Raw genomic sequence first — 23,052 nt, forward strand, 5'->3', positions numbered from 1 at the left:
GTCAGGAAAACAAAATGAACGACAAGAACACCCAATCCAATCAGGGTGGCAAGGGGAAGTCGCGCCAGCACGTTACGGCCGGCATTGCCAGCTTCATGGGAACCACTATCGAGTGGTACGACTATTTTCTGTACGGCACGGCCGCCGCGCTGATCTTCAACAAGATCTTCTTTCCCGCCTTTGACCCGATCACCGGCACCTTGGCGGCTTTTGCCACGTATTCGGTCGGGTTTTTCGCGCGGCCGTTGGGCGGTGTCATCTTCGGCCATTTCGGCGACCGCGTCGGACGCAAGTCGATGCTGTTGATCACGCTGTTTTTGATGGGCATCCCCACGATCCTCATCGGACTGATCCCGTCTTACGACAGCATTGGATATTGGGCAGCCGTGTTGCTCGTCTGCATGCGCTTCTTGCAGGGCATCGCCGTGGGGGGCGAGTGGGGCGGCGCGGTCCTGATGGCCGTGGAACATGCACCGGAAGGCAAGAAAGGGTTGTTCGGCAGCTTGCCGCAGGTTGGTGTGGCGCCGGGCCTGATCCTGTCGTCGCTGGCCATGGCGGCCGTGGCGCAGCTTCCGGAAGAAGATATGTTGTCCTGGGGCTGGCGCGTGCCGTTCCTGGCTAGCGTCGTACTGCTCTTGGTGGGCTGGTTCATCCGTGTGAAGGTAGCCGAATCCCCTGACTTCCAGCACATGGAAAGCAAAGGCGAAAAGGTCGACGTGCCTGCCAAGGTCGTGCTGAAGAAGTACCCGCGTGAAGTGCTGGCGGTGATCGGCGGCCGGCTTGCCGAGGTGACGTGGTTCTACACCGTGGTCACCTTTGCCCTGGCTTACGCAACAGGCAGCTTGGGCGTGCCGCGAGGCGTGATGCTGGACGCAACGATCTGGGGCGCGGCGGCCGCCCTGGTGACGATGCCGCTGTTCGGCATCCTGGGCGATCGGGTCGGCTATCGATGGGTGTTCATCCTGGGTTCGCTTGCCATCGTCCTGTTTGCACCGACCTTCTTTCAGCTGTTGCAGACGGGCCAGTCCGGCAACATCACGTGGGCAATGGTCATTGCGGTGGGGCTGATCTACGGTTGCCTGTACGGTCCACAGGGCAGCTTGTTTTCTTCGCAGTTTCCGCCAGAGGTCCGCTACAGCGGCATTTCGCTGGCCGTTCAAGTGTCCGGCGCCATCGGCGGCGGCTTGGCCCCCTTGATCGCAACCTCGCTGCTCGCCTATGCGAACGGCAGCCCCAAGTACATCGTCTGGTATCTGAGCGTGCTTGGCGTCATCGCCGCGGTCAGCGCCTTGTTCATGCACGGCCCCGAGCGCTTCAATAAAGCCCGTCAACCGGTTCCCATCGAGTAAGCCATGGCTGACACGATCGACTATTACTTCTGGATCAACTCCGACTGGGCCTATCTTGGGGCCGACCGGCTGGATGCCATTGCCGCGCGGAATGGGGTGATGATCAACTACCTGCCGGTTGATCTGCCCGACGTGTATCGCCGCACGGGCGGCGTGCTGCTCGGTCAGCGTTCGGCCGAGCGGCAAGCCTATCGCGTTGCTGAACTGAAGCGATGGTGCCGGGAATTGCGGATGCCGGTCAATCCGCAACCGAAGTACATGTGTCCTGACGGGGACCTGGCGTCCCGTCTGGTCATTGCCGCCTTGGAACTGCCCCGGCCCATCACCCCGCTGTACAAGGGCATTCTTCGCGCGGAATGGTGCGATGAGCAGGACATTTCCGATCCCGACGTGTTGCGCCGCATTCTTGAATCCCAGGACTACGACGCCGACGCACTGTTCAGTCGGGCCGCACAGCCTGATATCGAAAGCAGGTACCGCAAGAACACCGACGCGGCCGTTGCCGAAGGCGTGTTCGGCTCGCCCAGCTATGTGTACCTGGGCGAAGTGTTCTGGGGGCAGGATCGTCTTGAATTGCTGGAGAAGGCGATTCAGCTTGGGCGGGGCTGACACATGCGCTCAGGCCAGCGCTTGCTTCAGGTCATCAAGCAGGTCGTTGATATCTTCCAGGCCCACCGACAGCCGCACCAGTTCGGGGCTGACGCCCGGGCTCAGGCACAGGTTCGGATTGACCTTCTTGCGCGCCTCGACCATGCCCGCTGTGTGATAGATCAACGAGTCCGTGTCGCCAAGGCTGATGCCTCGGGCAATGATCTTCAGCTTGTCGATCATGGGGGCCACGCCATCAAAGCCGGCCTTCAGCTCGAACGAGACCATGCCGCTGCCCGCCGACATCTGCCGCAATGCAATTTCTTTATTGGCGAAGCTGTCCAGGAAGGGATAGATGACCTTGGACACCGCCGGGTGCGCTTCCAGCATGCGGGCGACAGCCAACGCGTTCTTGCTATGGCGTTCCATCCTGATGTCCAGCGTCTTCAAACCGCGCAGGACCAGAAAGCATGACATCGGCGAAGGCGTCGCGCCGGTCAGGTATTTGGCGCCCGTCGCGCGGATGGCCTCGATGGTGTCACGGCGGCCGATCGCCGCGCCGCCGAGTATGTCGCCGTGGCCATTCAGGTACTTCGTCAAGGAATGGATAACCAGGTCCGCGCCATGTTCGATGGGGCGCTGAAGCGCCGGCGACGCAAAGGTCGAATCCACAATCACCATGGCGCCGACGCGCTTGGCCGCTGCCGCAATCCGCTGGATATCCAGCACCTCGGAAGAGGGGTTGATCGGCGTTTCGAAGTACACGATCTTCGTGTTCGAACTGATCGCGGCTGCCGTGCCTTCGGCGGTACTGAGATCCGCGCGCCTGACCTTGACGCCGAACTTGGGCAAGCCCTCGTCCATCAGCGCGCCGGCCGTGTTGTAGATGGTGTGGTGAACCACGATCTCGTCGCCCGCGGACAGCAGCGTCAGCAAGGTGGACGCGATAGCGCCCATGCCCGAGGCCATCACGATGGCGGCTTCGGCGCCTTCAAGCGCGGCAAGTCGGTCTTCCAGCAACTTCTGCGTGGGATTCTGCTGCCTGCCATAGACGCAACGATCGCTGTCGCCTGAGAAAACCGCCTGGAACTCGGCGGTGGATTCAAAGGCGTAGGTCGACGTCAGAAAGATGGGCGGCGACACCGCGCCTTCGTGGTTCGCCGGGTCGTAGCCGTAGTGAATCGCCTTGGTGGCGAAGCGGACTTTACTGTCTGGCGCGTGCGCTTTCATGTGTGGATTCTTCTATGTCGGCTTACTGGTTGACGTCGACCACGACGCGCCCCTGAACTTTTCCAGCCATCAGGTCTTGCGCGGTTTGCATGGCATCGCCAAGCGTGATGTCGCGGCTGATGCTATCGATGATGGCCGTGGGAAGATCCGTCGCCAGACGATTCCAGGCGTGAATGCGTTCGCTGCGCGGCCGCGTCACGCTGTTGATGCCAAGCAGGCTGACGCCACGAAGAATGAAGGGGGCGACCGAGGCGGGAAGGTCCAGGCCCTGGGCCATGCCGCAGGCGGTGACCGCGCCGTCGGCTTTGATACTGGCGCACAGGTTGGCCAGGGTATGGCTACCGACGGAATCAATGCCCGCGGCCCAGCGTTCTTTCTGCAATGGCTTGCCCGGCGCGGAAAGCGTTGCGCGGTCAATGATCTCGGACGCGCCGAGCCGGCTCAGGTAGCCGGATTCGTCGGGGCGGCCAGTGGCGGCCACCACCCGGTATCCCAGCTTGTGCAGGATGGCGATGGCAAAGCTGCCCACGCCGCCATTGGCCCCCGTTACGACAACGTCTCCGGCATCCGGCCGGATGCCGGCCTTTTCCAACGCAATGACGCACAGCATCGCCGTGTAGCCGGCCGTGCCGATGGCCATCGCGTGACGGTTCGACATGCCGTCAGGAGCATGAATCAGCCAGTCCGCCTTGACGCGCGCGTATTGGGCCAGGCCGCCCCAGTGCTGCTCGCCCACCCCCCAGCCGTTAAGAATGACCCGCTGGCCGGGCGTGAAATCGGCGTGCTCGCTTTGTTCAACGACCCCGGCGAAATCGATGCCGGGCACCATGGGAAAGCTGCGCACGATGGGGCCTTTGCCGGTAATGGCCAGCGCATCCTTGTAGTTCAGCGTGCTGTAGTCGACTTTGACCAGTACGTCGCCCTGCGGGAGATCAGCTTGCGTCAGCGCTTGCACCGATGCGCGATAGCCCTGTTCGTCCTTCTCGATCAAGATGCCGTTAAACATGGTTGCTCCGTGATAAGGGTCTGAAAAGCGGTGGGGTCAGCGGGGAAGTCCCGCAAGAAACCCCTTGAGGAAGACGTCCATGGGTTCCGCCTTACGCATCATCTTGGCGCGCAGGACCGCGCCTTCCCAACCGATCCAGAAAAACGATGAAAGCGATTGGCAGTCGGCGCTGGCCGCGATGTCGCCGCGTTCCTGCGCGGCGGCCAGGCAGGTGGCGATGCGGGATTCCCAGGCGCCAAGAATCTGGTTCATGCAAGCCCGGTAGGGCTCGGGAAGCGCACCGACTTCCTGGCCGAAGTTGCCAATGAGGCAGCCCCGGGTATAGCCGTGGCGCGCCATCCCGTGCTTGGCGTCTTCAACAAAGTTCTGAAGCCGTTGCAAGGGAGCCGTCTGCCCATCAAGCAGCCAGCGGTCGAGCTTCTTGCGGAAGTACTCGTCGTACGCCTGCATGACGTGGTGGCCGAAATCTTCCTTGTTCTTGAAGTAGTGATAGAAGGACCCTTTCGGCACGGTGGCTCGCTTGAGGATGGCGTCCAGCCCCGTCGAGGTGAAGCCACGTTCGGTAAGCAATTCCATGCCGACACGAATCAGAAGGTCCCTTGTCTCCACCAAGAACAGCGAGGCGTCGGCGCGGGTGCGTCGGCCTGTGCGTGGGGGTGTTGTCGTTGTCATTTGCGAAGTATAGACCGATCGTTTTCTATTTCAAGTGCCCAGTTTTTGGATGCTTCCTGCATCGACAAGCACCTTCAAATTTCCTTTAAGTACCTGTATATAAGGCGAAAAAATCTATTTCATCCTTTCGGCACCGTACTTTAAAAGCGCCTTGAATCGATCTTTTCGGTGCGTCCCGGTAGTTTCCCTAATGACTCAAAGTGTCCAAAGGAACATACTTTGGCCACGGTCTTGGCGTTCCGATATGGGCCGGGAAACAAGGGGAAGTTCATGAAATATGGATTGTCACGGCTGTTGGCAGTTGGTTTTTGTGCACTTGCTGCGGGCGTCAGCCTGAGCGCGTCTGCCGGCGCGTATCCCAGCAAGCCCATCCGGCTGTTGGTTGGTTTTCCGCCGGGCGGACCCACGGACATCATTGCCCGCCTTATCGGCAAGGGGCTTTCTGAGCAACTGGGCCAGCCCGTGGTGGTTGAGAACCGGGGCGGTGCGGGGGGCGTGATTGCTGCGCGGGTGGTGGCGACATCGCCGCCGGACGGCTACACCTTGCTGGTCAGTGTCGAGTCATCGCAGACGCGGGGCGTTGCCCTGAACAAGTCGCTGCCCTATGACGCAGTGAAGGACTTTTCGTATGTGGGGAAGATCGCCAAGCAGCGGAATCTGCTTGTGGTGAACCCGCAGCTTCCGTTCGCTGATGTCAAAGGCCTGATCAGCTACGCGAAGGCCCACGCCGGGCAGCTCAATTACAGCGGCACCTATGGCGCCACTTCCCACATTGGCGGCGCCTTGTTCGATATGGACAACGCGGTCAAGATGACCTTCGTCAGTTATCCCGGTGGCGCGCAGCCCATTACGGACCTGATCGCCGGCGTGGTGCAGGTGGGCTTCTTCACCGAGGCAACGGTGGCCGCACATGTGAAAACCGGAAAGCTGAAGGCGCTGGCTATTGCCGCCCCGGAACGTTCGCCCGACTTTCCTGCGGTGCCGACCTTGACCGAGGCAGGCGCCAAGCCGATGGAGCTATCGCCCTGGTTCGGCTTGACCGGCCCGGCCGGCATGAGCCCCGAGGTGATGACGCGATTAAGCCAGACGGTTGCGGCGCTGGTGCAAGACAAGCAGTTCCAGGCGCAACTTGCCACGATAGGCGCCGTGCCCATCGTGGGGTCCACCCCGCAGTCGTTTCAGAAGGACATCGAACGCGAGATCGATTACTGGAAGAAGTTCGTGGTCGATGCGAATGTCCCGGTAAATTGAACCTGCAGGTTTGAGTCAACGAATTCAAGCAACCTATGGATGCTTCACCCATGACCAGTCTTAAAGGGACGCGCGGCTTCTTCGCGCAGATCGATGCGCTGCTGACGCCCGCCGAGCAGCAGATCGTGGCCCAGGCCAGTGACTTCTGCAGGCGGCGCATCGCCGCCGACACGATCGCCGCGTTCGGCGCGCATCAACCCTACTCGATCGCAATTCTTGAGGAATGGGCCGCGCTGGGGTTCCTGGCGTTGCAGGCTCCGCAATCGGTCGGCGGGTTCGACGCGTCGTTCCTGTGCAAGATCCGCTTGGCGCAAGAGGTCGCGCTTTACAGCTTTGCCACGGCGTTTTCGCTGAACAATCTGCAAGGCTCGGTCACGCGGGTCGCCCGGGCCGGATCGGCCAGACAGCAGCAGGCGTATCTGGCCGGACTTGTGCGCGGAGACTTGCTGGGTGCACCCGCACTGACTGAACCGCAGGCCGGCAGTGACCTTGGCGCCTTGGCGATGACCGCCAAAAGATGCGATTCAGGGTGGCTGCTTTCCGGCACGAAGACGTGGGTGACGAACGGGCAGATCGTCAACTTGCCGCTGGTCTTGGCCAGGCGGCTTGATTCGGCGGATGGGGAGGCCGGCATCGCCAGTTTCCTGGTCCACCTTGATGCGTCGGCAAGCACCTGCATCCGTCGGGAAATCCAGACCGTGGGCGGCAGTTCCTTCCGCGCCGCCGAGATTGAACTGCAAGAGCATTTCGTGCCGGACTGGGCGGAATTCGGCGTCCAGGACGATGCGTTCAAGGCCTCGATGGCCGCGATCAACGCGGCGCGGATCCACGTTGGGGCAATGTGCACGGCCACCCTGTATTCGGCGTTGGTCGAGACGGTGGCGTACTGCTCGGAAAGAACGGCCTTTGGCGAACCCTTGATCGAGCACCAGGGTTTGCGCTGGGAACTGGCCGAAGTGGCCACGCGCCTGGAAGCGGCCAATGCCCTGGTGGTGCTGGCAGCGCGCCACCTTAACGACGGCAACGCCGCCGTCACGCTTGCGGCCCAGGCCAAGAAATTTGCCGTCGATACCGCAATTTGGGGCGTCGACCAGTGCATGCGGTGCGTGGGGGCGGTGGGCACGACCAACACGATGCGCTTGTCGATGCATCAGGCCGAGCTGCGCTTTGCCGCCTACACGGACGGCACCGGCCAGTTGTTGCTTGATCGGGTGGGGAAGAACCTTGCCCGGGAATATTGCCGAACCAGACTAGGGTGACGATGTGAGAAACGTAGTGGTTGACGATGCCGGATCCGCCATCTCCGGATTGCAGGACGGGCACACGGTGATGGTGGGAGGATTCGGCGGGGCCGGTCTGCCCCGGCGCCTGATAGAAGCCGTGCTTGCTTCCGGCGTCCGCGACCTGACGGTCATTTCAAACAATGCCGGTTCAAGCGGAGTCGATCTGTCCGCCTGGTTCGAGGCGAAGATCGTTCGCAAGATTGTTTGCTCGTATCCCAGGGGCGCCACGACTTTCGCCGAGCAGTACCGAGCCGGCACTGTTGAGCTGGAATTGGTGCCGCAGGGCACGCTGGTCGAGCGAATTCGGGCGGGCGGCGCGGGCCTGGGCGGCTTTCTGAGCCCCGTCGGCGTCGGCACGCAATTCGAAAGCGGCAAGCAGAAGATAGAAGTCGGCGGCATTACGTACTTGCTTGAAGTGCCGTTGAAGGCGGACTTCGCGCTGCTGCGCGGGCGCGCGGCGGACACGATGGGCAATGTGGTCTACAACAAGACCGCTCGCAATCACCAGGCCGTCATGGCCACCGCCGCCGATACGGTGGTGGTGGAAGTCGGCGAGATCGTCGCCGCCGGCAGCCTGGATCCCGAAGCGATCATTACGCCCTGCATCTTTGTAGACAGGGTCTTTATGGCGGAGCGCACATGAACTGCCTGACGCGAGAGAACATGGCCCGGCTGGTAGCGACCCAACTGCCCGGAAACGCCTTCGTGAACCTGGGCATCGGCGCGCCTACGCTGATTGCCGATTATCTGCCGGAGGAATCGGGCGTCATTCTGCATAGCGAAAACGGAATATTGAACCTGGGTCCCAAGCCCGCGCCGGGCGAGGAAGACTACGACCTGATCAACGCAGGCAAAAGCCCTGTCACGATCAAAACCGGGGGCGCCTTCTTTGATTCCAGCATGGCATTCGCGATGATGCGCGGCGGGCATATCGATGTGGCCGTGCTTGGCGCATTTGAGGTGTCCGCCTCAGGGGACCTGGCCAACTGGAATACCGGGAAATCGGATGGCGCGCCGCCCGCCATCGGCGGGGCCATTGACTTGGCGGTGGGCGCCAAGCAGATCTGGGTCATGATGGACCACGTCACCAAGGACAATGCGCCGCGCCTGGTGGCGCAATGCACGCTGCCGCTGACGGCGGTGGGCGTTGTAAAGCGCGTCTTCACCAACTACGGCATCCTGTCCATCACGCCCGAAGGCCTTGCCGTCGAAGCGATGGTCAAGGGGCTGACGCGCGACGCGCTGCAAGGCATGACGGGCGCCGCGCTTCGGTTTCCCCGGGAACCTGGGGTAATCCATAGTGACGGCGCGGTCCATTGGGCAGGCGGCTGATCAGCACGGTGGGGCCATGAGGGGCGGGGAAGGCTCGCACAGGGAGAGCTTTCCCGAATCTGCATACAATCCCGAGGGACATTTCCTATCGCCGCCCGGCATGGCGGCTGCGATATCTCTTCCTCAAGGATTCCTTCGTGGCGCTGAAACTGAAGCTTCTTCGTGTGCAGGCGGGCCTGACCCTGGAGCAGTTGGCACAAGCCTGTGGCTTGACGCGAAGCTACATTTCCAAGGTGGAACGGGGGGTGTCCACCCCGTCGATCGAAACCGCGTTCAAGCTTGCCCATGCGCTGGGCGTCAACGTTGACCGCCTGTTCGGCAAGACCGAACAATTGGAAGAGTTTTCCATCGTGCGCGCCAAAGACGCCGACCCCGACGAAGCCAACGAATACCTGTCCTTGGTTGCCGGGGCAAACGGCAACCGCCTGATGCGCGCGTTTGTGATCCGGCCTGGTCAGTTCAATGGCGGGCGCGCGAAGAAGCGAATCCTGAGCCATCACGATGGCGAGGAAATTCTCTACGTGCTGGCGGGAAAGCTGGAACTGACCGTCGGGGAAAGGAAGGAAATCCTGGACGTGGGCGATTGCGTGCAGTTCAACTCTTCCATGCCGCACAAGCTGGTCTCGGTGGGTAAGAAGGAAGGGGTGGGGCTGATTGTCGTGACAAGCCGCGACCCGTTATTGCTGTAGGCTTACGGCCCGCCGCAGCGGCGCGCCTGGCCGCATGCCGATCAATCACGCAGTGAGTGGAAACCATGGAATATCTGCCTCAGTTGTTCACCCTTTCCGGCATCATTCTCCTGGCCTGCGCCAGCCCGGGGCCGGACTTCGTTGCCGTCACCTCCAACGCCTTGAATGATCGGCGATCCGGCATGTTCGTCGGCTTGGGCATTGCTTGCGCGGTGGTCGTCTGGGCCACCCTGGCAATTCTTGGGTTCGGCCTGCTGATCAGGGAACTGTTCTGGCTCTACGAGGCCATTCGCCTGGCCGGCGCGGCTTACCTGATCTACCTGGGCGCGCGCATGCTGATGGCTGCCTTCAAGGCGAAGAGCGGCGAGCCGCGCGTTCATGGCGTTGCACGCGTGGGGGCGCCGCAAGCATGGCGCCAGGGCTTCATGGTCGGGATCACCAATCCGAAAACGGCCACTTTCTTCGCCACGCTGTTCGTGACCGTACTGCCGGTCGGCGCACCCACCTGGGTGTATGTCAGCGTGGTTGCGCTGGTCGGCCTGATAACGGCCACCTGGCTCGGGGCGCTGGCCGCGTTCTTTTCGGTGGGCCGCGTCCGATCGGTCTATGCGCGGGTGAGCCGCGTGGTTGATGCCCTGATGGGCGCGGCGCTGGTGGGCTTGGGGATACGCCTGGCCAGCAGTCGTTAAGGTTGTTGAGGCACCTTAATGCTTGTTAACGCTCGTCATGGCGGGCGGCCTTGTTAACGATGACAGACCGCTTCCACGTTGTGCCCGTCAGGGCTGAAGACAAAGGCGGCGTAATAGTTGGGATGGTAGTGCGGCCGAATCCCCGGGGCGCCGTTGTCCCGGCCGCCCGCCGCCAGCGCCGCCTGATAGAAGGCGTCCACTTCCGCCCGCGTAGCCGCCGCAATGGCGATGTGCAATGGGGCCGTGACTGAACCGGTCGCGTATAGCCATAAAGACGGCTTCCCGTTCTTGCCCAAGCCAATGCTATTGGGGCCTTCCATCGCCAGACCGACGCCAAGCGGACCTAGCGCTTGCAGGAAAAAGTCGCGACTTTGATTGATGTCGCTGACGCCGAAACCGATGTGATCGAACATGGGAATCTCCGTTAGTGGCGCTCGTCATGCCGGAATTGCACTGTTGGCGGGCGAAGCGAAATCATTGTAGTGCTGGCGTCTATCCGCTGAACGCTGCCCGGGCGTAGCCGCTCCCATGTTTGAAGACGGCTACAGTCCGAACGCCCTCCTTTCCTCAGTGCTCAATTTTTCGAGTTGCGCGGACGTAAGCGCTCCGTCGCCGACGACCTGCACCATATTGTTTGGTCGATACGCCGAGGCGTTATCGACTCGGCTGTCCCGTTGGAGTGGTGGCGCGCCGTCAGATACCGGTTCCTGCCCAAAGCCCAGAATCTGCACGTTGATGATGGAGGGCTGGTTCTGACGCGCGCGGTCCTGGTTGCGTTGCACCGATTCCTGCGCGGCGTTGACTGCCGAGGTTGCCGCCGTGCTGGCTGACGTGAGCGCGCCGGTGTTGACGGCTGCGGCAAGCGGAATGCCGACGCTGTCTCCTTGCGTCTTGATGTTTGCGGCGTTCAGCACGGATTGCGCGGCAATATTGACGTTGCCCGACACGCGGATGCCGGCTTCCCCCGCGTCAATGGTGCCCAGCGGTGCGTAAAGGTCTACGTCGCCGGCGGGCACTTCCGCCAACGGCGCCAAGGTGGCTATGCCGGCGCCGCTGGACGGCGCGGCGGACGACAGCGTGATGTTGCCTACGCTGTCGTAGAGCCGGCGGGGCGGGGTGTAGACCACCGTGGTCTTGGAACCGCGCCCGGCGTTAATGTCGCCTTGCGCGGACCAGGCCAGGATGTCACCGCCGAAAGTCGTCATGACGCGGCTTTGTCCCAGCAGGATGCTGTCCTGCGCATACAGCTGGATGTTGCCGCTACCTTGGGTGAGCACCCCCGCGGTGGCGGGTGGCGCCGCGCCTTCCACTCCGTAGACCTGCGCGCCGCCCGGCGTCAAAACCTGGACGTTGCCGCCGCTGCGGGTTTGCAGGCCGGCACCCCCGTATAGAGTGACGCTGCCGTCGTAGCGTTGCGTCTGCCCCGTCGTGCTTTGGGACGGAAACAGCGCGGCAATGGCTTGCCGGCCGCGCAAATAGCTGCCTTCGCGCGGGCTGCTCCGGTCGTTGAATTCGCGGCCGCCGGCACGGAGTTCGGCGAAGTAGACCTGGCGTGCGAACACGCGCTGCTGCGCTGGCGGCAGCGCATCGAAAAAGGCACGGGCGTCGTCCATGCTGCCGGCAAATCCATAGGCCTGCGTCAGCCAAAGCAGCAGTTCGGCTTCATAGGTCTTGAAAGGCTTGCCTTGGTCGGTCAGCGGCAGGGCGGGATCGGCGCTGCCCGCATCGAGGTAGTGGCTTAGCAAGCCGGCGTAATCACCGCCCTGCGCACCCAGCCCGGCTTGCAGCACGATGCTGGCGCCTGGACGGGTATCGCCCGTCACCACTGGGCCCAGGCTGACGACCGCCGCCTTGTCTTCCATCAGGATGTTGCGGCCCGCGCTGATTTCCAGCGTGCCGGGGCCGGCAACGGTGAAGCTGCCGTAAAGGATGTCGCGGCCGGCTTGCACCACGGACACATCGTTCGCGTCACCATGCACGAAAAGATTGTCGGTGTATTGATACGGGATCGGGTCGGATATTGAATCGGCCGACCCTAGCGGGCTGCCGCTGCCGACGATGTCGCGGCCGGCGATCATGCGCACCGGGCCGCCCGCGGCATACCAGTCCGTGCCGGTCAGGACATTGCCGGTGTTCGCCAGCCGGATATGCCGGCCGCTGCTGACGCCGACAAGGTCGCCGTCCCTGGCATAAAAGCGCGAGGGCGCCATGACGCCCGACGTGGCGGCCGTCAACGGCCCGAAGGCGAACAATACGTTGTCCCGATAGGCGCCGTCGGGCGATAGGGTGGTGGGTCCCCAGATGATGCTGCTGCTGTGGGCGTCCTTCACCTTTCCGACAAAGGCCGGCCGGTCGATGGATGCCAACGCGCCAGGATCGGCGCTGGTGCGTCCAAAGGGGGCGTCGCCGCCATAAATGGATTGACCGGCCAGCAGGTCCAGGCGGGACAGGGCGCCGGGCGCGAGCGCGACCGGATTGTCGTACCGGATATCTCCTTGAGCGGCGACTGCTGAGAACTGCGAGGGGTAGATGACGATGCCATCGTTGTCGATGCCGGCCCTGAATACCGGCGCCACGTCGCCGCCCGCGCTGAACAGATCGATGGCGGTATTGGGCGTCCATAGTGAAAACCAACTGTTGGATCCGTAGACGCCCAGCGTGCCGTCGGCCTGCGTGTATGGCATGGACACGGGCAGGATGAAGCGGCCGGGGTCCCTGGCGGTCTGGACGGCGAGGGCGCCCAGGCTTTGCAGCTGGAATGCGCTGTCTCCCGGCGTCAGCGTCAACGCCCCCGCGGGCTCGTAGGTGCTGGCCTGGAAGCGGTCCAGCGCGCGCGTGTCGCGTGCCGCCCGAAGGTTGTAGATCGGGTCCATCCGGCCCATCGAGGCGGCTTGCAGCAGCGTCTGGCCGCGCAGGTTGGTGACCGCGCCCGAGGCTTCGTAGAAGCTGGGCAGCGCAGGGTTCAAGCTGCCGCCGACCCGCAGGATGATGTCGCCGCCACCGGTCAGCGCCAATGTGCCGTCGGCCATCACGCGGCCCGTGCTGGCCACGGCCAGCGTCAAGGCCTGGCTGCGCGGGTTGATCTGGCGTTCCTGGTAACTGATGGGGTGCGAGGTGATGATCCCGGCGTCGCCGCGCACGTCGATGTCCAGGTTGCCGCCGCCCAGCGTGCCGAAGCCGGTGAAGCCGCGCAATTCATCGGCTTGGTCTGGCGCGCTGGAGGTATAGGTGCCGAAGTTCAGCCACCATGCGGTGGGCTGTGCCTGGCCTATCGCCGCGTCGCCGCTGCCCTGGCGCCACAGCCAGTTTCCGACCAGGTCGGAGGAGTAGCCGGTCGAGCGGGTCAATGGCCGCCCGTACGAAGCCAGGGATGCCGTCATCAGATCGCCGGTCAGGCTGGTGCCGGCACGCAGCGTCACGTTGCCGCCGCCATCCGGATACCAGGCCCGGTAGACGCTTTGCGGACCGCCGTCCACAAAGGCTTCGAAGCCCTTGCTCGGGTCGCGCAGCACGGTGCCGTCGGGATTGATCAGGCGCGGCTGGTTATAGGGGTCGCCCGCGTAGGTGCCCGTGGATGACGTGCCCGCGGTGTAGACGCCGTACAGCGACTGCATGCGCAAGCTGCCGCCCGCCAGCAGATCCAGGTCGCCGGTGCCGGTACGCAGCACGCTGAAGCGCGGGGTGGCAGGCGCGGGGATGTAGTTGTTCGCGCCACTTGCGGCGCAGTATTCGGGGAGGTCGGCGCACAGGGCGCCGGCACTCGGATAGCCGAACATGTCGCGGGTGAAATCGTCGTCGATGACCTGCCCCACCAACTCCGGCATGCCGAGGTCGTCGGCGACCAACTGCGTCCAGACGAAGTTGCCGGGGCCATCAAAGCCATACATGCCGTAGTGGCTGTCGGCCAGCACCAGGTCCCCACGCTGAAGCCCGACCTTCGTGGCGTACTGCGTGATGCGTGTATCGGCCGCGCCCAGGTCAGCGCCGCCGGCAAGCCGCATAGACCACGATTGCGAACCTTCAGGCAGCATGGGCGCCACGGCCCACACCTGGCCCTGGGCCCCGTCGACCCGAGGGCGCAGATCCACGTACTCCACCCCGGGCTCCAGAACCACGTTAGTGCCCGACGGGATCAGCGCGCCGCGCGGCAGGGTGACCGCGGCGGCCAGGTTAGCGTTGGCGGGCAGGGGAATGCCGGCAGGCCAGGTGACGGCGCCAACGAAGGCTCTGCTCGATAAGTGCGTGCCTGCCCCTAAGGCCATGCCGGGGGGCAGCGTCAGCGCTTGGTGCAGTACGGTGCCGGCTGCGTGCGCCACCGTACCGTCCGGGTTGAAGATGGGTGCCGATAGCACGGTGCCGGCGGGAAGTATCAACTCCAGGGCCAATGGGGCAGTGACGGGCAATACGGAATGTTCGGCAAGCATGCCGCCTTGCAGCATCAAGTCGTAATTCAGTATGGCGCCGACCGGGAACGCAGTACCGGCGGCCAGCACCACGCCGGCGTGGGGCGTGATCATGTCGCCACCGGTGAAGTCCCGGCCCGGCAGCAGGCGCCAGCCGTTCACGTCCTGCTTGACCTCCGGAGGCGGCGCGAAGCCGTCGTTGATGCTGCCGTGGATCTGCAGGTCCCCACCGGCACGGATGACCAGATTGCCCACTTCCCCCGAGCCGTAGACGCCCGGTCGCAGCGGCGTATGCGGGTTCAGGCTGGCATAGCGGAAGCCGGACAGGTCCAGATCGCCTTGCACCACCAGGTTGCCGTCCGCGGTGGCGCTGCGGATCTCGACGCCGGGGCGCAGGTGCAGGGCGTCGCCATAGGCGAGCAGGCCGGCCAGCTTGCCGTTGATCAGGTTGCCGTTGGACCGGGCCCGGTCGATGAAGTCGACGCTGTCGTCGTGCAGACGGTTCAGGTAGGCCTGGTCGATGACCTGGTAGGGCTTGCCGTCCGCCGTGGTTTCGGTCCCGGGTGTTGCGTCCGTATAGACCCAGACCCCGTTGACCGCGATGCTGCGCGCGCCGCGGATGTCCAACGGCCCGCGCGCATCGATGTTAATGTCGCCGCCGGTCGCGCCGCCCAGACGTGGCGCATTCAGCGCCAGCGTGCCTCGCGGCAGGCCGTCGTTGCGAGGCGCGTCCGTGCCGGCGCGCAAATCAATGACCGCGCCTGCGTCCATCCGCAACAGGCCATTGCCCGAATTCAGTTCCACGATGGCGCGGTTGGGCGCGTCAATGATCTTGCCGTAGCTGTCCACGCGCAGTGTTGTGCTGTGCGCATCCAGTGCGGCGGTGGGCGCCAGGTGCAGGCCATCGCGCGCGGCCAGTCGGATGCTGCCGACACCGTCGCCACTGGCATCAATGCGGCCGGTCACGGTCAGGCTGCCGGCATCGACCGAAATATTCACATTCCGGGCGCGTACCTCGTCGCCGATGGCAAGGTTGCCGCGCTTGAGCTGAAGGCTGCGACCGCCGAAGACCTGGCCCTCGTTCAGGCGTTGGTTCAGCGCCGCGAAGTCCACTTGCTGCGCTCGGATATCCACTTCGCCGAAGGCGTAGGGGACCAGGGTGCCGCCCGCGTCATACCTGCCCGAAGCCATGCCCAGGATGCGGCCTTGCAGGTCCACGCGGCCGGCGTCGTCGGCCAGCGCCACGGCGGTCAGGCGCCCGGCTCGGTTGTATTGGGCGGAGACATCGATGATGCTGCCCGCCGCTTGCGTGATGTCGCCTTGCCGGCTGTGGAGGCTGACGTCGCCACCCCAGCTGTATTTTGTGATGTCGTCGAACGGTACGGGCCGGCCAGCTACGTCCAGATGCGCGCCAGGGCCCAAAATCAAGGCGTTGTCCGCGCTTGCGCTCAGCTTGCCCGTGGGCAGGGCGATGCGGCCGTTGATGTTCAAGGTGCCCGCGTCCAGCGCCAGTTCCGCGCCCAGTCCGCGCGCGTCGGGGGCGGCTGCGCCTGCAACTGCCGGCGGCGCGCTGACGTTGATCGCGGCGCCCGCCTTGATTCGATTGATGGAACCGGATTCACCCGTCAGAAGGGGAGCCTCCAGATTCAGGGTGCCGCCGCTGTAGCGCCAGCCGGAGGCGGCATCGAAGGCCCCTCGGGACTGGTACACGCCCAGGCTGCCTTGATGATTGGCGGTGATGCGGTCGCTGGCGCTCAGGTTGACGTTGGCAAAACCCAAGGCCAGACGGGCATTGTCCAGTTCGCCCAGCGGCTGGGTGTAGGGGCCGTAGCCGAATTCGATGCGCTCGGCCTGGATATTCAGCGTGCCGCTGCCGGTGCCCGCCCCGTTATCGATCACGCCGACGGGCGGCGTGACCGATCCGTTCCAGATCAGGTTGCCCGCGCGCAGCGTGGCCACGTCGCCCGCCTGGCCATAGCCGTAGATGGCCGGGGCCGTCAGCGCCAGCGTTTGCAGGCGCGATTTGCCGGTGGCGGGATCGGTCGTGTCCAGCGTGACGGTTTCGAAGAAGTTGAACGAGTCGCTGACGGCCAGGGTCAGCATCTCGAGCGCCGGCGCGCCAAAGCGCTGGTCGCCGGCCATCAGGCGATTCAGCAGCGTCTGGTCCAGGCTAAGCCCTGCGCCAAGCGCGCCGCGCGTGGCTGCGGCCGCCAGGGCCTGTTCGCTGCCGGCGTTGACGGAGCCCACGGCCAGCGTGAGGTAGCGTGCGCCGTAGCCGGCGGCACTACCCAGTTCGAAGGTCTTGTTGGTGACGGCGGCCAGCGTGCCCTCGGTATACAACAGGGATTCACCGATGCAGGTAGTGCCGCAGACGCCTATGCGGATAGGGCCGGCGCCTTTGGGTTCCTGGTCCGCAGTGGGCGGAAGCATGTTGATCCAGCCGTTGGACAAGGCCAGGAAACTGCTGGAGGATGCCCCATAGGTGTAGCCGGCAGTGGAATCAAAAGGCGCTTTGCCGCGGCCGATGGTGTTGATGGATGCCCCGCGTTCCACGGTGATGCCGGTGGTCAGGCCGCTGGTCACCAGGAAGACTTCGGCCGCCGAGAGCGATGCGCCCTCGCGCAGGACCACTGAGTTGAAGTGGGTGCGGGCGTAGCCGAAGTCGACGGTATTGCTGTTGTTGGCATAGTCCACATTGGGGACGGCGCCCAGCACGAGGCGGGGCGCGCCCAGCGCGCTGAGCTGGCCGGAATCCAGGGATAAGCCCTCGAAGCCCGCACTGCGCCCCGCGCCCGGGGCGGTGATCTCAAGATGCCCTGCTTTGTCATTGCTGGACGAGACGGCGAACGTGCCGCCGTAGCCGGCTGTGGCGGCGGAAAAGTCGACCTGACCCGCAAACGAAAAGGCCTGGCCCTCGGCGCCGCCCGCCAGATAAGCCCGCAATGTGCGCGCGTCCGCGGGCAGCATGGCGCGCGGAACGCCGCGGCGCACGCCGTCGGCCTGCACGAAGGCTGCGTAGTCCATCTCGTTGTATTGCGAGTACTGGCGCAGGACGTCGCCGGACGTGACCAACAACTGTTGGGGCGCCGCCGTGGCGAGGTTCGTGCCGGCCGTACCGACGTTGCCCGCGATGGACCAGGAGCCGTTGCGCAGCGGTATCGCGCCCGAAGCGGGGGCGCCCGACGCCAGGCCGTTGACCTCCACGCGGAACGCGCCCGGCATCAGGGCATAGGTGGAGGGCATCAACGTATAGGTGCCGGCGGGCAGGCCGGGCACGCCGTTTCCGATCGTGACTTGTTGCCCGATTTGCGGCAAGGTCTGGTGTCCGTCGGGCGTGGTCGGCGCCACGGGAGCCTGCATGCCGGGCACCAGCGCGTAGACGGGATTGGTGGCCAGACCCGGCAGGGTGAAGCCCGCGCCCTTGGCGTTGATCTGCACCAGCGGGTTGAATCGGGCGTCGGTGGAGCCGCCCCGTCCCGTCACAAAGCCGGCCCCCAGCAAGCGGCCGCCGCCGGAAAGGTCCAGCATGGCGTTGCCGTCCACCCGAACCTCTTCGCCAGCCAGCTGGATGCCGCTGCTCAATTCGCCGCCGATCGTGGCGGCGCCTGCGCCGTTCAACACGATACTCTGCCCGGCGTATTGATAGGTCACGCCGTCGACGGTGCCGCCATAGGGCATGACCAGCCCCCGGCCACTGACGGACGTGACGCTGCCTGGCAGCAGATTGACGCGGGAGGTGGTGCCGGTGGTATCCGCGACCCCCACTTCCAGCATTCCGAGCGGCGCGCGCACCACGCCGCCCTGGTCGATGATGTCGGCGGCTAAGCGCAGCTTGCCGAACGCGCTGTACGGAAGCGGGGGAAGGGCGTCGCTATTGCGGCGGATGGTAAGCGTGCGGTCCGCTTCGTAGCCGATGACGCCGTCGCGCATGCCGTTCGGACCGGCCACGATCCGCGTCACCGCTCCCGTGTCCGGATAGATCTGCGCGGCGGTCAGGCTGAGATTGCCCGGGGCAGCAAGCTGCGTGGTGTAGGGCTGGTTCGCCAGCGCGACCTGCGTGCCCCGGCCGCCCAGCACACGGATGTCGCTCTGGCTGCGCAGGTCGGTTTGCGTGAAACCCGTGCCGACATAGCTGACATCGCCGTTCGGCGCCTGTTGCGTGGTCAGCGCGCCCAGCTGTACCAGGTCGCGGATATCGATGAAGCCGGCATCCGTGATGAAGGTGGATTCGCTGACGCGAGTGGAGGGGGGACGCGAGGATGTCGGGCGCGTGTACAAGTCGGGCGCGCCGTTGTCGGTGGCCCCGGCCAGCATCACATAGGGGGCGGCCAGCTGCACCCGGGCAGTTGAGGGTGCGGCTTCCGTCATGTTGAGCGACGTGCTGAACAGGCGCAGGCTTTGACCCATGCGCAGGTCGACGTCGCCCGCGAAGCTGATGGCGCCATTGCTCAGCAGGTTCAGACTGCCGAAACCCCCGTCCTCCACTTGCGCGACACTGAGGGCGCCGCGCCCATAGACCAGCGCGTCGGCGGCGGCCTCCGGGTCGGCAAAGCCGGCAAGGTCGTCGGGCAGGGCCTGTTGCGACAGGAGCAGGTCGCGTCCTTGGTTCACGCGGGGGGTCATCGCCGCTGTGCGATAGACCGGCGCATCCAGGCCGATAGACAAGGTACCGCCGGGCGCGCCGGCCCCGCCCGCAAGGGCGGTCATGCGGCCATCCAGGTACAGACCGTTGCCGGAACCGAGAGTGATGCTGCCGCCAGCGCCGGCCAACATCGTCGGCGCACCGTTGACCAGTACCGTGGCGGCGCTGCCCGACGCCTCCAGGCGGCTGCCGGGCCGCGAGACGATGAACAGGTCGGGCGATGGGGCGACGCCCAGCGACACGTTCACCTGGCCGCCCACTACGATGCTGCCGCCGTCCTGCACGCGGCCGTATGCCTGGCCGTTGTGATTGAAGGCGGTGGCGGCGCGGCCCGCGACGTCCAGCACGGCCGTTTCGCCCAACCAAATGGATCGGCCATGCCCGGCCGCGATGGCGTCGTCCGTCGAACCAGGCCGTATTGCCTGGACAGTGATGGCGCCGCCCCACGCATTGAATGTGCCATTGAGGGTGATCTGCCCGACGCCGGTCAGATCGATCTTTTGCCCCGGATCCACCTCGACGAGGGCTCCGCTGCCCACGCGCAGAACCGTGGTCGCCAGATCGGCGGCGGTCGACAACTGGGACCCCGCTTGCAGTACCAGGCTGGCGCCCTTGCGTTGCGTCAGATGGCTTTCAACCGGATTTTCCTGGTAGAGCTCGGGCGTGAAGGTTTGCAAGGCCTGCGACTTGTCCAGGATGGCGCGTATGCCGGAAGCATGGCGCTGGACCGGCATCGTGACCCGCACTTGCGCCCCGTCCGCGACCTCCAGACCATGGAAACCGATCACTTCGTATTGCGAGAACCCCATGCTGAAGGCCTCGTCGGACAGGACGGATTCTTTGCTTTCCGTCGCGTCGGCGATTGATGCGGCCGCCTGGCCCGCCGCTATGATGCGCACCTTGTCGGCCTGCAAGGTCAGCTTGCCGCCGCCATCCACGCCCTGTGCCCCAATCGTTCCTTCGTGCCTGAGCGCGGCGTCAAAGCCCGCCGCCAGGGTGACGTCGCCACCCTTGCCGCCAAGGGTCTTGCCATTGGCCAGCACGGCTCCGCCGCCCGACACGTCCAAGGCGCTGCCCGCGGCCAGCGTAACGCCCTGGGTGCTACGCAGCGATACGCTGCCACCCCGGCGATAGGCCAGCGCACCGGAAGCGGCGGGGTTGGCAAGCAGATTGGTCCACAGGCCGCCGGTGTCCAATACCGCGCCTGCCGAGACCGCCACGCCCGTGGGCCGGTCAGCGGGTGCGAGCACTGGCGTGTCTTCGTTGCGGCCGTTGGCGTTCCACTGCTTGATGAGGTTGCCGGCCAGAATCCGCCCGCCCGCCGCGCTGATGCCGGCGTTGATGTCGACCTGGGGCGCATACAGGACCACGGTTGCGCCTGGCGTCGCGCGCAAAGCCTGATCCACCGCGATCCGCTCGGTCCCGGCCAGCCGGATGGCGCCGAGATTGGCGGCGTTGAGCCAGGCCGCGTCCAGCCGGATCTCGTCGTCGCCCGCGTCGCCCGAGCCTGCCGTCACCTGCTTGGCGACACCGCCCAGCGTCCAGGCCAGCATGTTGGCGTCGGCGTCGAAGATCGGCGTATAGCTTCCGACAGTCAATTGCGCGCGGCGCGCGACGGCCGTTTGCGATTGGTAGTAGCCGTCAATGTCCCCTTGCGGCGCCTCGACCTGACGCGCGCCCTGGTAAACCTCGCCCGTCAAGGTGCCCGCCAGTTGGGCGGCACCGGTGGAGACGATCAGTTGGCCCGCATCGCGGCCCACCGTATAGCCGTCTTCAAAGCGCGTTTTTGGGGCGAGCAACGGGTTGTAGAACCTGCGCGTGGCCTTGTCGCCCCAGCGTGCATGGGTCTGTTCATATCCCTGATACAGGCCGGTGTAGAGCAGGTCGCCGGGCGCGCGCGAGACTTCGTACAAGCGGCCGTCGGCGCCGCGCAGCCAGCTTTGGCGGATATTGCCGGCTTGCACGTCCAGCGTGCCGCCTGACAGATTGATGTCGGAGCCGGCCTTCGTAACCAGTTCGCCTCCTGTGAAGGTGGCGGTGCCGCCTTGCGCCAGCCATTCGCCGGCCCCACGTTCGCTGGTGGCCAGGTAGCCGCCCACTTCCAGCAGGCCGCCGCTGGTGTACCAGCGGTCGCCGCTGGAACCGTTTGCCCCGCCGGCAACCTTCACCAGGGTGCGGCGGTCCACCCAGACGTCGCTGTTGTTCAGTAGCTTGCTGTCGCGGTTGACCGGTGCGTCGCGCTGTTCGTTGCCCTGCACGTTGATTTGCAGGTTGTTCGATTCCATCGACACGTTGACGCCGATGGCGCCCGACACATCCAATTCGGCGCCGCTTTCCAGCACGGCCTGCCGCTTGGCTGAAACGACGATCTGCCCGCCGGTGGCCAAGGTGGTCGAGCCGCCCTGGAAAGACGCCAGGTCGCCCGTCACCACCTCGATGCGCGACAGATCCATGCGGTCGGCGACCGTGCTCAGGTTGTCGAAGGCGCCGGTGGGCTTGTTGGTGGCGGAGCCGTCCAGTGTCTTGATCGCGGCTTGGCGCTGGCTGTCCAGGCCGGTCACGGCCGAGGCCTCCAGCAGCACGGCGGTGACGCTGCCCGCGCCCAACGTCACGCTGCCTGTCGCATCGCTGCTTCGGTTCAGCAGGTGAATGGCGCCGCGCGCGCCGATATCGGTGGTGGCGACCAGCACCCCGTCCTGGCGCACGGCATGGCCAGTCATCGTGATGTCGCCGACAGGCGCGCTGATCAGGCCGGTGTTGCGAACCTGGCCTGCCTTGCTGTCGGTTTTAAGCGTGGCGCTGATTTCGACGCCCGTGGTGGTAGACCTGGGGTTGCCGTCGGTGCCGTAGCCTCGGCGAATAACGAAGTTGTCGCCCGCTGCCAGCACGGACTGGCCGCGCGGCGTGGTCAGCGCGCCGGCGTTGTGGACGTCGCTGCCCAGCAGCAGCACGTAGCCGCCGCCCTTGGTCGCGGTCGTGGGGACGGCGGTGTCGATGCGCGCGCCCGCCTGCACCAGCACGCCGCCCAACGCGTCCTTGAACGTGGGCTGCGTGCCGTCCGTGTCAACGAACAGGCCTTTTTCGCGGAATTGCCCGTCGGTGATGGTGGCGGCCGCGGCGACCAGGTTGCGGGCGTTGACCTGGCTGGCGCCGCCGAAGATCACGCCGTTCTGATTCACCACCAGCACGGTGCCGTCGGCCTTGATCGCACCCTGGATCTGGCTGGGCTTGGCGCTGGCGCCCACGACGCGGTTCAGCACCGCATCGTTGGCGTCCTGCTTGAACTGCACGGTGGTATTGCGGCCGACGTTGAAGGTGTCCCAGTTAAGGATCGCGCGCGGCTGCGTCTGTTCGATCGTGACGGTATGCCTGCCGCCGCTTGACGAAGAGGTCGCGGCCTTGGCGCCTTCCCACTTGGCCAGCTCGCCCCGCGCCTCCCATAATCCGCCTTCGGTCCTGCCTTCCGGCACGTCGGAGCCGTTGGCCGCGGCGGCCGCGCGCGCGGCCGCCTGCGCGGCCTGCTGGGCGGCGACCGCAGCTGCGGCACGGTTCAAGTTGTTCAGCGACTTCTGCAATTGCTGGCGCGATTGGGCTTGTTGCCTGGCCGCATTGCCGATGCCCGCCATGCTGCCGTCCGGCATGCGGCCCGTGCGTTGGGCGGTTGACTGGACCGCATTCTTGTCCGCGAACCAGCCGGGGCTGAACGCGCGCGTCTGGGCCTGCGCCACGCTGCTGGCGCTTCCCGCGATCGCCAAGGCCGCCAAGGCCTGCGATAACGGGCTCAGATGCCAGGAGGGTGCGCCGCCAGGTTGGCGCGAACCCGTAGGGGCGGGGATGTGGTGCGGGCGGGATGTGGCGACAGGCGTAGCGGACGTAGACGAAGACATGGCGTGATTCAAGGATGTCGATGAAGGGCGG

At 65.0% G+C, this 23,052-nt stretch carries 13 protein-coding genes; 8 read left to right on the forward strand and 5 right to left on the reverse strand.

The features are described from left to right. Positions 1-14: 14 nt before the first annotated feature. Both M2361_RS00400 and M2361_RS00405 read left to right on the forward strand, forming a co-directional pair. Positions 15-1,349 carry an MFS transporter gene (locus tag M2361_RS00400; protein WP_259245709.1) on the forward strand — a complete coding sequence of 445 codons (1,335 nt, stop codon included), beginning with the start codon at positions 15-17 and terminating at the stop codon, positions 1,347-1,349. 3 nt (positions 1,350-1,352) lie between these two features. Then, positions 1,353-1,958, forward strand: a complete 606-nt coding sequence (locus tag M2361_RS00405; protein WP_259245710.1) for a 2-hydroxychromene-2-carboxylate isomerase — start codon at positions 1,353-1,355, stop codon at positions 1,956-1,958. 9 nt (positions 1,959-1,967) lie between these two features. On the opposite strand, the gene M2361_RS00410 is transcribed toward M2361_RS00405, so the two are convergent. Genes M2361_RS00410 through M2361_RS00420 form a run of 3 tightly spaced genes read right to left on the reverse strand, consistent with a single transcriptional unit; the run spans position 1,968 to position 4,845 of the window. Continuing rightward, positions 1,968-3,167: a PLP-dependent aspartate aminotransferase family protein gene (locus M2361_RS00410; protein ID WP_259245711.1), complete on the reverse strand. Its 1,200-nt coding sequence runs from the start codon at positions 3,165-3,167 to the stop codon at positions 1,968-1,970. Positions 3,168-3,189: 22 nt separating this feature from the next. After that, complete coding sequence (locus M2361_RS00415) at positions 3,190-4,173, reverse strand: MDR family oxidoreductase (protein ID WP_259245712.1); 984 nt, start codon at positions 4,171-4,173, stop codon at positions 3,190-3,192. 36 nt (positions 4,174-4,209) lie between these two features. Then, on the reverse strand, positions 4,210-4,845 hold the full coding sequence (locus M2361_RS00420; RefSeq protein ID WP_259245713.1) for a TetR/AcrR family transcriptional regulator: 636 nt from the start codon (positions 4,843-4,845) through the stop codon (positions 4,210-4,212). Between the two features lie 270 nt (positions 4,846-5,115). Between M2361_RS00420 and M2361_RS00425 the strand changes: the two genes are divergently transcribed. From M2361_RS00425 to M2361_RS00450, 6 genes are all read left to right on the forward strand, one after another. Further along, positions 5,116-6,096, forward strand: coding sequence for a tripartite tricarboxylate transporter substrate binding protein (locus M2361_RS00425; RefSeq protein WP_259245714.1), 981 nt, complete (start codon positions 5,116-5,118; stop codon positions 6,094-6,096). Between the two features lie 50 nt (positions 6,097-6,146). Then, positions 6,147-7,355, forward strand: a complete 1,209-nt coding sequence (locus M2361_RS00430; RefSeq protein ID WP_259245715.1) for an acyl-CoA dehydrogenase family protein — start codon at positions 6,147-6,149, stop codon at positions 7,353-7,355. A 4-nt stretch (positions 7,356-7,359) separates the two neighbouring features. Beyond that, entirely contained in the window at positions 7,360-8,022 is a 663-nt protein-coding gene (locus M2361_RS00435) for a CoA transferase subunit A (protein WP_404976223.1), read from the forward strand. Beyond that, positions 8,019-8,711, forward strand: coding sequence for a 3-oxoacid CoA-transferase subunit B (locus tag M2361_RS00440; RefSeq protein WP_259245717.1), 693 nt, complete (start codon positions 8,019-8,021; stop codon positions 8,709-8,711). Before M2361_RS00435 ends, M2361_RS00440 begins: the two co-directional genes overlap by 4 nt. Positions 8,712-8,848: 137 nt before the next feature. Further along, on the forward strand, positions 8,849-9,400 hold the full coding sequence (locus M2361_RS00445; RefSeq protein ID WP_259245718.1) for a helix-turn-helix domain-containing protein: 552 nt from the start codon (positions 8,849-8,851) through the stop codon (positions 9,398-9,400). A 65-nt stretch (positions 9,401-9,465) separates the two neighbouring features. Further along, positions 9,466-10,089, forward strand: a complete 624-nt coding sequence (locus M2361_RS00450) for a LysE family translocator (RefSeq protein WP_259245719.1) — start codon at positions 9,466-9,468, stop codon at positions 10,087-10,089. 53 nt (positions 10,090-10,142) lie between these two features. Here the strand turns inward: M2361_RS00450 and M2361_RS00455 are convergent, their stop codons facing one another. Both M2361_RS00455 and M2361_RS00460 read right to left on the reverse strand, forming a co-directional pair. Continuing rightward, on the reverse strand, positions 10,143-10,502 hold the full coding sequence (locus M2361_RS00455; protein ID WP_259245720.1) for a VOC family protein: 360 nt from the start codon (positions 10,500-10,502) through the stop codon (positions 10,143-10,145). Positions 10,503-10,631: 129 nt separating this feature from the next. After that, positions 10,632-23,021, reverse strand: coding sequence for a filamentous haemagglutinin family protein (locus M2361_RS00460; RefSeq protein ID WP_259245721.1), 12,390 nt, complete (start codon positions 23,019-23,021; stop codon positions 10,632-10,634). Positions 23,022-23,052 lie beyond the last annotated feature (31 nt).

It is taken from the genome of Achromobacter sp. JUb104, assembly GCF_024806975.1.
Lineage (GTDB): Bacteria > Pseudomonadota > Gammaproteobacteria > Burkholderiales > Burkholderiaceae_B > Achromobacter > Achromobacter spanius.

What these genes read in the sequence shown, in the direction of transcription:
- M2361_RS00440 (WP_259245717.1), top strand. Translation starts at nt 8,019, where the DNA reads ATGAACTGCCTGACGCGAGAGAACATGGCCCGGCTGGTAGCGACCCAA.
- M2361_RS00415 (WP_259245712.1), bottom strand. Translation starts at nt 4,173, where the DNA reads ATGTTTAACGGCATCTTGATCGAGAAGGACGAACAGGGCTATCGCGCA.
- M2361_RS00460 (WP_259245721.1), bottom strand. Translation starts at nt 23,021, where the DNA reads ATGTCTTCGTCTACGTCCGCTACGCCTGTCGCCACATCCCGCCCGCAC.
- M2361_RS00420 (WP_259245713.1), bottom strand. Translation starts at nt 4,845, where the DNA reads ATGACAACGACAACACCCCCACGCACAGGCCGACGCACCCGCGCCGAC.
- M2361_RS00405 (WP_259245710.1), top strand. Translation starts at nt 1,353, where the DNA reads ATGGCTGACACGATCGACTATTACTTCTGGATCAACTCCGACTGGGCC.
- M2361_RS00450 (WP_259245719.1), top strand. Translation starts at nt 9,466, where the DNA reads ATGGAATATCTGCCTCAGTTGTTCACCCTTTCCGGCATCATTCTCCTG.
- M2361_RS00455 (WP_259245720.1), bottom strand. Translation starts at nt 10,502, where the DNA reads ATGTTCGATCACATCGGTTTCGGCGTCAGCGACATCAATCAAAGTCGC.
- M2361_RS00425 (WP_259245714.1), top strand. Translation starts at nt 5,116, where the DNA reads ATGAAATATGGATTGTCACGGCTGTTGGCAGTTGGTTTTTGTGCACTT.
- M2361_RS00410 (WP_259245711.1), bottom strand. Translation starts at nt 3,167, where the DNA reads ATGAAAGCGCACGCGCCAGACAGTAAAGTCCGCTTCGCCACCAAGGCG.
- M2361_RS00400 (WP_259245709.1), top strand. Translation starts at nt 15, where the DNA reads ATGAACGACAAGAACACCCAATCCAATCAGGGTGGCAAGGGGAAGTCG.
- M2361_RS00430 (WP_259245715.1), top strand. Translation starts at nt 6,147, where the DNA reads ATGACCAGTCTTAAAGGGACGCGCGGCTTCTTCGCGCAGATCGATGCG.